We start from the raw sequence: 12,409 nt of genomic DNA, 5'->3' as shown, positions 1-12,409 counted from the left end.
CCGTATATCGGGACCGGGTCGCCGAAGTTGCCTGTGTGTTAACGAGATTGACCCCGGTTCGTCCCGCTACGCACCCCCGTCGGCAAGATCGTCCGGCGTTCCCCCGGCCGGCCCCTCCGGCGGCACCACCTGCTTCTCCTCCGCGAAATGGCAGGCCGAGTCATGGGCCGCCGGCCCCGACGCGACCCGGAACACGGCGGGCACCGCGAGCAACGGCACCTCGAGCGCGCAGCGCTCCTGCGCCTTCCAGCACCGCGTGCGGAACCGGCACCCCGACGGAACGTTCGTCGGCGACGGCACGTCCCCGCTCAGGATGATCCGCTCCCGGTGTTCCCGGGCCTCGGGATCCGGCACCGGCACCGCGGAGAGCAGGGCCTGGGTGTAGGGGTGGGTCGGGTGCTCGTAGATCTCCTCGTCCTTGCCGATCTCCACGATCCGCCCGAGGTACATCACCCCGACCCGGTCCGAGATGTGCCGCACGATCGACAGGTCGTGGGCGATGAAGACGTACGACAGGTCGAAGTCGTTCTGGAGCCGGTCGAGCAGGTTGATCACCTGGGCCTGCACGGAGACGTCGAGCGCGGACACCGGTTCGTCCGCGACGATCACCTCGGGGCGCAGCGCCAGCCCCCTCGCGATGCCGATGCGCTGCCGCTGTCCGCCGGAGAACTGGTGCGGATAGCGGTTGATGTACTCGGGGTTGAGACCCACGACGTCCAGCAGCTCCTGGACCCGCCCCCGCCGGTCGCCCTTGGGAGCCACCTCGGGGTGGATCTCGTACGGCTCGCCGATGATGTCGCCCACGGTCATCCGGGGGTTGAGGGAGGTGTACGGGTCCTGGAAGACCATCTGGATGTTGCGGCGGACGGCCTTCAGCGCCCGCCCGCTCAACCTGGTGATGTCCTCGCCCTTGTACTTGATCGACCCCGCCGTCGGCCGCTCGAGATTGACGAGCATCTTGGCAACGGTCGACTTGCCGCAGCCGGACTCCCCGACGATGCCGAGGGTCTCTCCTTTGCCGAGCACGAAGTCGACACCGTCGACGGCCTTGACGGCACCGATCTGCTTCTTGATCAAGATGCCCTGCGTCAAGGGGTAGTACTTGACCAGTCCACTCACTTCCAGGATCGGCTCAACCACCGCGTCAACCATTGAGGCACTCCCTCCAGAAGTGACAGGCACTGCCCCGGTGTTGATCCACCTCGTACAGCGGTGGCTCGTCGGTGCGGCACACGTCCTGGGCCATGGGGCAGCGCGGGTTGAAGGCGCACCCCGGAGGGATCTGCATGAGGTTGGGCGGCAGGCCCTTGATGGCGTAGAGCTCCTGCCCCTTCTGGTCCAGGCGCGGGATGGAGTCGAGGAGCCCGCGTGTGTACGGATGCGCCGGTGCCTTGTAGATGTCGTGCACCGGCGCGGACTCGACGATCCGCCCCGCGTACATCACGGCGATCCGGTCGGCGACGTCCGCGACCACGCCCAGGTCGTGGGTGATCAGGATCAGCCCCATGCGGTACTCGCGCTGCAACTCCGCGAGCAGGTCCATGACCTGGGCCTGGACGGTGACGTCCAGCGCCGTGGTCGGCTCGTCGGCGATGATGAGCGCGGGTTCCAGGGCCAGCGCCATGGCGATCATGATGCGCTGGCGCATGCCCCCGGAGAACTGGTGCGGATAGTCCCGCACCCGCTGGGCGGCGCCCGGGATCCGCACCCGGTCCATCAGCTCGACCGCCTTGGCCCGCGCGCCCTTCCTGGACATCCCCCGGTGCACGACGAACATCTCGCCGAGCTGGTCGCCCACGCTCAGCACCGGGTTCAGCGCCGACAGCGCGTCCTGGAAGATCATGGCCATCTCGGCGCCCCGGATCTTCCGCCGCTCCTCTTCCTTGAGCTTCAGCAGATCCTGCCCCCGAAAGAGGATCTCGCCCCCGCCGATCCGCCCCGGTGGCGTGTCCAGGATCCCCATCACCGCCTGGGCCGTGACCGACTTCCCGGATCCGGACTCCCCGAGCACGGCCAGCGTCTCCCCGGCGTCGACGGCGTAGGAGACTCCGTTGACCGCCTTCGCGATCCCGTCGCGGGTGCGGAACTCCACGTGCAGGTCGCGCACTTCGAGCAGCACGGCGGCGCTCACCTCAGCTTCGGGTCGAGGGCGTCGCGCACCGCGTCGCCGAGCATGATGAAGGCCAGGACGGTGAGCGCGAGGGCCCCGGAGGGCCACAGCAGGGCGTGCGGGGCGTTGCGGATGTAGGGCGAGGCGGCGGAGATGTCGATGCCCCAGGAGACGCTGGGCGGCTTCAGGCCGACGCCGAGGTACGACAGGGTCGCCTCCAGCGCGATGTAGGTGCCGAGCGCGATGGTCGCCACGACGATCACGGGGGCCACCGCGTTGGGCGCGATGTGCCGCAGCAGGATGCGGGAGTTGGAGGCGCCGAGCGCGCGGGCGGCCTGGACGTAGTCGTTCTGTTTGGCGGTGATCACCGAGCCGCGGGCGATCCGGGAGATCTGGGGCCAGCCGAGCAGCACCATGAACCCGATGACCGGCCAGACCGTGTTGCTGGTCACCACGGAGAGAAGGACGAGACCGCCGAGGACGACCGGGATGGCGAAGAAGACGTCGGTGATCCGGGACAGCACCGAGTCCCAGAACCCGCCGAAGAACCCGGCGAGCCCGCCGAGCACCGACCCGAGCAGCGCGACCCCGAGCGTGGCGCAGACACCCACCGTGACGGAGGTACGGGCCCCGTAGACGGTCCGCGTGTAGACGTTGCAGCCCTGTCCGTCGTAACCGAAGGGTGCGCCCGGCTGGGAGCCCTCCTGGGCCTTGGCCAGGTCGCACTTGAGGGGGGAGCCGGAGGCGATCAGGGACGGCCACAGGGAGATGACGACGAGGAAGAGGATGACGAGGGCGGAGACGAGGAAGACCGGGTTGCGGCGCAGGTCCCGCCAGGCGTCGGACCAGAGCGAGCGGGCCCGTCCGCCGGAGGCGGCTGATGGATACAGCTCGGACGGGCCGGTGCCGAGCGGTCCGCCGGGTGTCCGCTCCAGCGTCTCCGCTTCGGTCGCCGCCAGGTCCATCGCCCCGCCCATGCCCGTCCCCGCGATGGCCCGGTCTTGCTCGAACGGCTGCTCAGGCATAGCGGATCCTCGGGTCGAGTACGGCGTAGAGCAGGTCCACCAGCAGGTTGGCCACCAGGAACACCAGGACCAGCACCGTCACGAAGCCCACGACCGTCTGGGTGTTCTGCCGCAGGATCCCCTGGTAGAGCTGGTAGCCGACGCCGTGGATGTTGAAGATCCGCTCGGTGACGATGGCGCCGCCCATGAGGGCGCCGATGTCGGTGCCGATGAAGGTGACGACGGGGATGAGGGAGTTGCGCAGCAGGTGCCGGGTGATGACCCGGTGCCGGGGCAGCCCCTTGGCGACGGCCGTACGGACGTAGTCGCTCCGTCTGTTCTCGGCGATGGAGGTACGGGTCAGCCGGGTGACATAGGCGAGCGACACGGAGGCGAGCACCAGCCCCGGCACGATCAGCTCGCCGAAGGTGGCGTCCGGGGAGACGGAGGGCTTGATCCAGCCCCACTCGACGCCGAGCAGCAGTTGGAGCAGCAGGCCGGTGACGAACGTCGGTACGGAGATGACGACCAGGGTCGCCAGCAGCACCCCGGTGTCGACGGGCCGCCCGCGCCGCAGACCGGTGAGGACGCCGAGGGTGATGCCGATGACGACCTCGAGGACGATGGCCACGATCGTCAGCCGGATGGTGACGGGGAACGCGGTGGACATCAGCTCGGTGACCGGCTGTCCGTTGAACGCCGTACCGAAGTCCCCGGTGAAGACGTTCCCCATGTAGGTGAGGTATTGCTGCCACACCGGCTTGTCGAGTCCGAACTCCTTCTTCAGCTGGGCGGCGGTCGCCGGATCGCAGGCCCGTTCTCCGCACAGCCCGGCGATCGGGTCGCCCATGACGTTGACCATGAGGAAGATCAGCAGCGTGGCCCCGACGAACACCGGGATCATCTGGAGCAGCCGCCGGAGGACATAGCGCCCCATGCCGCGTCAGCTGACCTTGATCTCGTTGTACACGGGGACGCTGAACGGATTGAGGGCCACGTTCGAGAGCCGCTCGGAGTGGCCGGCGCTGCCGTTCTGGTACCAGAGCGGAATGGCGGCCATGTTGTCGCGGACGACTTCCTCGGCCTTCTGGAAGGTGCCGACGGCCTTGGCGGTGTCGGTCTCGGCGTTGGCCTGGTCGACGAGCTTGTCGAAGTCCTGGTTGGACCACTTGCCGTCGTTGGAGGAGGCGTTGGTGTAGTAGAGCGGCTGGAGGAAGTTCTGGATGAGCGGGTAGTCCATCTGCCAGCCCGCGCGGAACGGGCCGGTCATCTTGTGCTGGCCGATCTGGTTGCGGAAGTCGGCGAAGGTGCCCACCGGGTTCCCGACGCACGCCTTGTCGTTGCCGAGCGCGTTGTTGATGGAGTTGCACACGGCGTCCACCCACATCCTGTGCGAGCCGGTGTCGGCGTTGTACGTGATCTTGAGCTGTCCGCCGGGCAGTCCCCCGCCCTCCTGGATGAGCTTCTTGGCCTGGGCCGGGTCGTAGTCGCAGGCGCTCCCGCACAGCCCCTCCTTGAAGCCGCCCGCCGTGCCGAGCACCGGGGAGGTCCAGTCGGTGGCCGGGGTGCGGGTGTTCCGGAAGATGGTGTCGGTGATCTGCTTCCGGTTGATGGCCATGGAGAGCCCGGTGCGGACCTTGTCCGACCCGCTCTGGTTCCAGGCGCTGTCGTAGTAGGGGAAGGCGAGGGTCTGGATGATGCCGGCCGGGGTGTTGATGTATCGGTCACCGAGGTCGTTCTTGACGTTCTTCAGCTGCGAGGCGGGCACGTCGTCGACGAGGTCGAGGTTGCCGGCGATGAGGTCGGTGTAGGCGGTGTCGCTGTCCGTGTAGACCTTGAGGGTCACGCCGCCGTTCTGCGCCTTGTCGGCACCGGGATAGCCGTCCCACTTCTTCAGGGCCATCTGCGAGCCCTTGGTGTACGACTCGATGCGGTACGGCCCGTCGCCGACCGGCTGCTCCAGCCAGCCGGCGTGGTCGGTGAAGAAGGACCGGGGCAGCGGGGCGAAGGCCGCGTAGCCGAGGGTGTCGGGGAAACTGGAGAACTTCTGGTTCAGCTTCACCGTGAAGGTCTGGTCGTCGACGACTTTCAGACCGGAGAGCGCCTCGGTGCTCTGGCTGCCGCTGTCGGGGTGGACCTTGTCGTATCCCTCGATGTATCCGAAGAAGTAGGCGTTCTTCTGGTTGTTCTTGAGGCTCGCCCCGTAGTTCCAGGCGTCGACGAAGGAGTGGGCGGTCACCTTCTCGCCGTTGGAGAAGGTCCAGCCGTCCTTGACGGTGATCGTGTAGTTCTGCGAGTCGCTCGTGTCGATCTTCTGGGCGAGCATGTCCTGGGCCTTGCCGGTCTTCGGGTCGTACTTCTTCAGGCCCCGGAAGATCATGTCGAGGACCTTGCCGCCCTGGACCTCGTTGGTGTTGGCGGGCTCAAGGGGATTCTGCGGGTCGCCCCAGGAGGAACTGAGCACGGCGCTGTCGCCGCCACCCCCGCCGCTGCCGCCGCCCCCGCAGGCCGTGGCGGCGAGCGCCGTCACCGCCGCGCAGGCCGCCCATCGGGCGTGCGTGGCTGAACGCATGGCGTGCCTCCTCCGTGAAGGGTGATCCGTGAGAGATGCGCTACCGGTCAATATCATCAGAAATGGCGCATAACACATATTCACTGCACCCATCCGCAGGACAACCCACCCGGAGGAGTGGCGCCATCCGGCTGGCGGCGCCTTCGCCGGCGTTCGCCCCGACGACGCGCACGTTTCACGGCGGCCGCATCCGGCATCAGGCGGCGCCAACGTCCCACCAGGCCCCTTTTACCGGTCTAGACCAATAATGATCCGATGAGGCGTCAACTCGCCTTTTCCGCAGGCCACACTGGATCCACGCGCCGTTGACGCACCCAGACAGCCGCTGATAGACACACTCATCACCCCACTGGCGTCACCAGGCGAGAATCCGGCCCTGAAGTCCGAGCAAGCGTCCCTGTGCGAGCGATGACGCGAGGTCACGATCCATGAGCCCACAAGCCCAGCACAGCGCAAGTCGTTCACACCAGAGAAGCCCACGCCCCCGTACGCCCCGGCTCGTGGCAGCCGCCGGCGCCCTCACCCTGACGGTCTCGGCGCTCCTCGCGACCCCGCTCGACCCGGCGCCCCAACAGGCCGAGGCCGCCCAGGGCGACAAGGTGCTCACGGTCGCGGTCGCGCAGAGCGTCGACTCGCTGAGCCCCTTCCTTGCGGTGCGTCTGCTCAGCACCAGCCTCCAGCGGCTGATGTACGAGTACCTCACCGACTACGACCCCGGGGACGCGCACCCGATTCCCGGTCTGGCCACCAAGTGGGCCGCGTCCGCCGACAAGCTCACCTGGACGTACACGATCCGCTCCGACGCGAAGTGGTCGGACGGGCAGAAGGTGACCGCCGAAGACGCGGCATGGACGTTCGACAAGCTGATGACGGACCAGGCGGCCGCCACCGCGAACGGCAACTTCGTCACCAACTTCCGCAGAGTGACGGCCCCGAGCCCCACCAAGCTGGTCATCGAACTGAAGAAGCCGCAGGCTACGATGACCGCCCTCGACGTGCCGATCGTGCCCGAGCACATCTGGAAGAACGTCTCGGACTTCTCGAAGTTCAACAACGACGACAAGTTCCCCGTCGTCGGCGACGGGCCGTTCGTCCTCACCGACTACAAGGCGGACAGCTACGTCCGGCTCAAGGCCAACAAGGACTTCTGGCGCGGAGCCCCCAAGTTCGACGAGCTGGTCTTCAAGTACTACAAGGACCAGGACGCCGCCGTGGCCGCGCTGCGCAAGGGCGAGGTCTCCTTCGTCGCGGGCGCCCCGGCCCTGACGCCGGCTCAGGCGTCCTCGCTCCGGGGGCAGAAGGACATCCGTGTCAACGACGCCCCGGGCCGCCGCTTCTACGCCCTCGCCACCAACCCGGGCGCACAGGCGAAGAACGGCCAGAAGTTCGGCGACGGCGACCCCTCCCTGCTCGACGAGCGGGTGCGGCACGCGCTGTTCCTGGCCGTCGACCGGAAGACCATCGTCGACAAGGTGTTCCAGGGGCACGCGGTCGAAGGCCAGGGCTACATCCCGCCGCGCTTCTCCACGTACTTCTGGAAGCCGTCGGCGAGCCAGGAACTCGCCTACGACCCCGCGAAGGCCGCCCAGCTCCTCGACCAGGCCGGCTACAAGAAGAACGCCGACGGCAAGCGGGTCGGCAAGGACGGCAGACCACTGAACTACCGCGTCCTGTGCCACGCCACCGACCCCAACGACAAGGCCGTGGGCCAGTACCTCAAGGAGTGGTGGGCCAAGCTCGGCATCGGCACGACCCTCGACTGCCTGGACAACGTCACCGACCCCTGGCTCGCGGGCAAGTACGACCTGGCCTTCGACGGCTGGTCCGTCAACCCCGACCCGGACTACGTGCTGTCCATCCACACCTGCGCCGCCCTGCCCGCCACGCCGAAGGACACCGGCCTGACCGACAACTTCGTCTGCGACAGGACGTACGACGACCTGTACGCCAAGCAGCTCGCCGAGTACGACTCCGCCGAACGGGCCACTGTCGTCAAGCAGATGGAGTCGCGGCTGTACGACCTGGGGTACATGAACGTCATGGCGTACCCGAACGCCGTCGAGGCCTACCGCACCGACCAGATCGAGTCGATCGAGACGATGCCCAAGGCCGCCGGCAACATCTACGGCCAGGACGGCTACTGGAGCTGGTGGTCGGCGGTACCGGCGGGCTCCGACAGCTCCTCCGGGGGCAGCTCGACCGGGGTCGTCATCGGTATCGTCGCGGGTGTCGTGGTCCTCGCCGGCGCCGGAGTGTTCTTCGCGCGGCGCCGCCGCGCCACCGCCGACGACCGCGAGTAGCCCATGCAGCCGACTGCTCGCGACGCGGTGTCCGCGTCGCTCGACACGGACGCCGTACCGGTTCCGGACGGTCCGGCGGTCCGTGGACCGCGGGCGCGCACGGCCGCCGGGTATCTGCGCTACGGGGCGGCCAAGGCGGGCGGTGCCGCCGTCTCGCTGCTCGCCGTTCTCGTCACCGGCTTCTTCCTCTTCCGGCTGATCCCCGGCGACCCGGTCAAGACCATGACGGGCGGCCGTCCGGTCTCGGCCGCGCAACTGGCCGAGTACCGCAAGGAGTTCGGGCTCGACCTGCCGGTGTGGGAGCAGTTCACGGACTACTGCCGCAAGGCGCTCACCGGCGACCTGGGCACGTCCTACCAGTTCCGCACCCCGGTCGTCGACAAGATCGGCGAGGCGCTGCCGAACACGCTGCTGCTGACCGGCACGGCCTTCGTGCTCTACACCGCGCTCGGCATGTTCCTCGGCACCCGTTCGGCATGGCGGCACGGCCGGCTCGGCGACCGGCTCAACACCGGCCTGGCGCTGGTCCTGTACTCCGTGCCGTCGTTCTGGCTCGGCCTGCTGGCGATCATCGTGTTCGGCGTGGGCCTCGGTCCCGTCCCCGGGCTGTTCCCGACCGGCGGCATGGAAACGGGCGGCAAGGAGGGCTTCGCCTACGTCCTCGACGTCGCCCACCATCTCGTCCTGCCGGTGCTCACCCTGGTCGCCGTCGAGTACGGGCAGACGCTGCTGGTCACCCGCTCGGCACTGCTCGACGAGATGGGCAGCGACTACCTCACGACGGCCCGCGCCAAGGGCCTGAGGGACGACCTGGTGCGCCGCCGGCACGCGGTACCGAACGCGCTGCTGCCCACGGTCACCCTGGTCTTCGTCAACCTCGGCCGGACCGTCGCGGGCGTCATCCTGGTCGAGACCGTCTTCTCCTGGCCGGGCCTCGGCGGACTCTTCTACCAGGCCCTGAGCGTGCCCGACCTGCCCCTGGTGCAGGGGCTGTTCCTCTTCTTCGCCTCGGCGGTGATCATCATGAACACTCTGGCCGACCTGGTCTATCCGCTGCTCGACCCCCGGGTGGGCCGATGACGGCCGAGGCCACCCCGCCGGCGCCGGAGGCCGGGGCTCCCGAGGCCGCCGGACCGCGGGCGCTGGCCTGGCAGCGCCGCCGCCGCTCCGCCGTACGGTTCTGGCGGCAGTACCGTACCCACCGCGCCGGGCTGGTCGGCCTGACCGCGCTCGTCCTGTTCGCCCTGGTGGCGCTGACCGCGCCCCTGACGGTCGGCTCCGGCGTGGCCGGGGTGACCACCGCGCCGGGCGGTCCGCTGGAGGCGCCGAGCGGTGAGTTCCCGCTGGGCACCGACCGGTTCGGGCGTGATCTGCTGGGCCTGGTGGTGTGGGGGTCGCGGATCTCGCTCCTGGTCGGGCTGCTGGCGGCGGTGCTGTCGGTGGTGATCGGCACGGTCGTCGGCGTCACCTCCGGGCACTTCCGGGGGGCGTACGCGACCGTGCTGATGCGGATCACGGACTGGTTCCTGGTGATGCCGGCGCTGGTGCTCGCCATCGCGCTGGCCACCGTGATGTCCCGGTCGCTGGGCACGGTGATCCTCGCCATCGGCGTCACCTCCTGGCCGACGACGGCCCGGCTGGTGCGCGCGCAGACGCTCGCGGTGGAGTCCCGGCCCTACATCGAACGGGCCAGGGCACTCGGCGGCGGCCACTGGCACGTGATGACCCGGCATGTGCTGCCCAACGTGATGCCGCTGGTCCTCGCCCAGACCACCCTGATGATCTCCTCGTCCGTCCTCGCCGAGGCGACGCTGGCCTTCCTCGGCCTCGGTGATCCGACGGTCATCTCGTGGGGCGGGCTGTTGCAGGACGCGCGGGAGGCGGGGGCGGTCAGCGCCGGGGACTGGTGGTATCTGGTGCCGCCGGGCATCGCGATCGCGGCGGTCGCACTGGCGTTCACGCTGTGCGGACGCACGGTGGAGTCCGTCCTCAACCCCAGACTGGGGGTGGCCCGTTGACGCTGCTGGAGGTCCGGAACCTGGAGGTGACCTACCCCGGCGGAGCGGACGCGGTGCGGGGTGTGGACCTGTCGCTGGCGGCGGGGCGGAAGCTCGGCATCGCCGGCGAGTCGGGCTGTGGCAAGTCCACGCTGGCCCTCGCGCTGCTCAGACTGCTGCCGGCCGGGACACGCGTGTCCGGGGAGGTCGTGCTGAACGGCGAGGACGTGCTGGCCATGCGCTGGGGGCAGGTACGGGCGGTGCGCTGGGCGGGCGCCTCGATCGTCTTCCAGGGGGCGATGCACTCGCTCAATCCGGTGCACCGCGTCGGCGACCAGATCGCCGAGCCGATCCTGCTGCACCGCGGGGCGACGGCGGCCGCGGCACGCAGACGGACCGTCGAGCTGCTGGACCACGTGGGCCTGCCGGCGTCCCGCGCCTCCGCGTACCCGCACGAGCTCTCCGGCGGGCAGCGCCAGCGGGTGATGATCGCCATGGCGCTGGCCTGCGACCCACGGCTGATCATCGCGGACGAGCCGACCACGGCCCTGGACGTGATGATCCAGGCGCAGATCCTGCGGCTGATCGAACAGCTCGTGGCGGAGCAGGACGTGGGCCTGATCATGATCAGCCACGATCTGGCGGTGCTCGCCGACACCTGCGACCGGCTCACGGTGATGTACGCGGGCCGTGTCGTCGAGGAGGGCCCCGCCCGCCAGGTCTACGAGGACGCCCGGCACCCGTACGCCAAGGCGCTGTCGGCGGCGTTCCCGCGCATCGGCGACCCCGCCTCCCGGTTCGCCCCGCGCGGCCTGGCCGGTGACCCGCCCGACCCGTCCGCACTGCCCTTCGGCTGCGCGTTCCATCCGCGCTGTCCGGTGGCACTGGACCGGTGTGCCACGCAGGACCAGGTGCTGCGGGACGCCGAGCCGGGTCGCCGGGCCGCCTGTGTGCACGTGGGGGCGGCAGCGCCCGGACCGACCACCGCGGCCGAGGACACGAGGAGCGCCTCATGACGACGACACCCCCGCCGCTGCTCAGCGCCCAGGGGCTCCACGTCACCTTCCCCGGACGCCACGGCGCCCCGGAAGCCCGGGCCGTGGACGGCGTCCAACTGGACATCCGGGCCGGGGAGATCGTGGCGCTGGTCGGCGAGTCCGGCTGCGGCAAGACGACGCTGGCGCGCTCGTTGCTCGGCCTGGTGACGCCGACCGCGGGACGGATCTCCTTCGCCGGGAAGCCCCTGGAGTACTCCTCGCGGGCGCTGCGGGCGTACCGCGGGCGGGTGCAGCTGGTGCTGCAGGATCCGACCGGCTCGCTCAATCCCCGGCACACGGTGTACGACGCCGTGGCCGAGGGGCTGCGGATCCACGGCCGCACGGGAAACGAGCGGGCGAAGGTCGCCGAGGCACTCGGCCACGCGGGACTGCGCCCACCGGAACGCTTCTTCCTGCGCTACCCGCACGAGCTGTCCGGAGGGCAGCGCCAGCGCGTGGTGATCGCGGGCGCGCTGGTCCTGGAACCCGAACTGATCGTCGCCGACGAGCCGGTGGCCTCCCTGGACGCCTCCGTGCGCGGCGAGATCCTGGCGCTGCTGCTGCGGCTGCGCGCCGAGCTGGGCCTGGCCGCGCTGGTGGTCACCCATGACCTCGGTCTGGCCTGGAACATCGCCGACCGGGTCGCGGTGATGTACCTGGGCCGGATCGTGGAGACGGGCGACGTCGAACAGGTCCTCACGGCTCCCCGGCACCCTTACACCCAGGCGCTGTTGTCGGTGCTGCCCGAGGCGCCGGGCGAGCGCGTGGTGCTGACCGGCGAGCCCCCCGACCCCTCCCGTATCCCCGCGGGCTGCCGTTTCCACGTCCGCTGTCAGATCCTGGCGAGCGGTGAGGCGGACCGCGCGGGCGTCGCGGACGCCTGCCGGGGCCAGGACCTGGAGGTACTGGGCGGGGCGGGCGGGCAGCAGGTGGCGTGCCACTGGGCCCGGGCCCGGATCACGGCGTGAGGCCGGACGGCGGTCCGTCGGCGGCGACCAGCTCCACCTCGAAGCCGTCGGTGTTCACCAGATAGGCCGCGTAGTGCTGCGGGCCGCCGGCATGCGGGTAGCGGTCGGTGAACAGCGGCGACCAGCCGTGCGCGGGCGCGGTGTCCGCCAGCTCGTCGACCTGTGCGGGCGCTCCGGCGTGGAACGCGAGGTGGTTGAGACCGGGACGCATCCGGTCGTGCGCGCCGGACGTCATCGCGGGCGACTGCTCGACGACCAGATAGGTCGTACCCATCCGCCAGCTGCGGCCGGCCGCCCACTCCTGGTACGGGCGGTAGCCGAGCCGGCCGAGCAGCCACCCCCATTCGCCGACGGCGCGCGGCAGGTCGGGGACCCACAGTTCGATGTGGTGCAGCATTTTGTTCGCACTCCCCCGAACAGG

General features: G+C 69.7%; 11 protein-coding genes. 5 read left to right on the top strand and 6 right to left on the bottom strand.

Features of this window, described 5'->3' with window-relative positions; all coding sequences use genetic code 11:
• Positions 1-66: 66 nt before the first annotated feature.
• The 5 genes from AB0D59_RS25095 to AB0D59_RS25075 are packed head-to-tail and all read right to left on the bottom strand — an operon-like array spanning position 67 to position 5,686.
• Positions 67-1,152, bottom strand: coding sequence for a dipeptide ABC transporter ATP-binding protein (locus AB0D59_RS25095; protein WP_362569351.1), 1,086 nt, complete (start codon positions 1,150-1,152; stop codon positions 67-69).
• Positions 1,145-2,119: an ABC transporter ATP-binding protein gene (locus AB0D59_RS25090; protein ID WP_362569348.1), complete on the bottom strand. Its 975-nt coding sequence runs from the start codon at positions 2,117-2,119 to the stop codon at positions 1,145-1,147. The genes AB0D59_RS25095 and AB0D59_RS25090 overlap by 8 nt, the downstream gene beginning before the upstream one ends.
• 8 nt (positions 2,120-2,127) lie before the next feature.
• The gene (locus tag AB0D59_RS25085) at positions 2,128-3,135 is read right to left on the bottom strand and encodes an ABC transporter permease (RefSeq protein WP_362569346.1); all 1,008 of its coding nucleotides are present in this window, start codon (positions 3,133-3,135) and stop codon (positions 2,128-2,130) included.
• Positions 3,128-4,051 carry an ABC transporter permease gene (locus AB0D59_RS25080; RefSeq protein ID WP_362569343.1) on the bottom strand — a complete coding sequence of 308 codons (924 nt, stop codon included), beginning with the start codon at positions 4,049-4,051 and terminating at the stop codon, positions 3,128-3,130. Before AB0D59_RS25080 ends, AB0D59_RS25085 begins: the two co-directional genes overlap by 8 nt.
• Positions 4,052-4,057: 6 nt before the next feature.
• Complete coding sequence (locus AB0D59_RS25075) at positions 4,058-5,686, bottom strand: ABC transporter substrate-binding protein (protein ID WP_362569340.1); 1,629 nt, start codon at positions 5,684-5,686, stop codon at positions 4,058-4,060.
• 428 nt (positions 5,687-6,114) lie between these two features.
• Between AB0D59_RS25075 and AB0D59_RS25070 the strand changes: the two genes are divergently transcribed.
• Genes AB0D59_RS25070 through AB0D59_RS25050 form a run of 5 tightly spaced genes read left to right on the top strand, consistent with a single transcriptional unit; the run spans position 6,115 to position 11,988 of the window.
• Positions 6,115-7,986, top strand: a complete 1,872-nt coding sequence (locus AB0D59_RS25070) for an ABC transporter substrate-binding protein (RefSeq protein WP_362569337.1) — start codon at positions 6,115-6,117, stop codon at positions 7,984-7,986.
• A 3-nt stretch (positions 7,987-7,989) separates the two neighbouring features.
• Positions 7,990-9,066, top strand: a complete 1,077-nt coding sequence (locus AB0D59_RS25065) for an ABC transporter permease (RefSeq protein ID WP_362569334.1) — start codon at positions 7,990-7,992, stop codon at positions 9,064-9,066.
• Positions 9,063-10,004: an ABC transporter permease gene (locus AB0D59_RS25060; RefSeq protein WP_362569331.1), complete on the top strand. Its 942-nt coding sequence runs from the start codon at positions 9,063-9,065 to the stop codon at positions 10,002-10,004. Before AB0D59_RS25065 ends, AB0D59_RS25060 begins: the two co-directional genes overlap by 4 nt.
• Positions 10,001-10,999, top strand: a complete 999-nt coding sequence (locus AB0D59_RS25055; protein WP_362569328.1) for an ABC transporter ATP-binding protein — start codon at positions 10,001-10,003, stop codon at positions 10,997-10,999. The genes AB0D59_RS25060 and AB0D59_RS25055 overlap by 4 nt, the downstream gene beginning before the upstream one ends.
• Positions 10,996-11,988, top strand: coding sequence for an ABC transporter ATP-binding protein (locus tag AB0D59_RS25050; RefSeq protein ID WP_362569325.1), 993 nt, complete (start codon positions 10,996-10,998; stop codon positions 11,986-11,988). The genes AB0D59_RS25055 and AB0D59_RS25050 overlap by 4 nt, the downstream gene beginning before the upstream one ends.
• On the opposite strand, the gene AB0D59_RS25045 is transcribed toward AB0D59_RS25050, so the two are convergent.
• On the bottom strand, positions 11,978-12,385 hold the full coding sequence (locus tag AB0D59_RS25045; protein ID WP_362569323.1) for a VOC family protein: 408 nt from the start codon (positions 12,383-12,385) through the stop codon (positions 11,978-11,980). The genes AB0D59_RS25050 and AB0D59_RS25045 overlap by 11 nt on opposite strands.
• Between the last annotated feature and the right edge of the window lie 24 nt (positions 12,386-12,409).

Source organism: Streptomyces sp. NPDC048417 (genome assembly GCF_040651615.1).
Lineage (GTDB): Bacteria > Actinomycetota > Actinomycetes > Streptomycetales > Streptomycetaceae > Streptomyces.
This window is presented reverse-complemented; position numbering and strand designations above follow the sequence as displayed.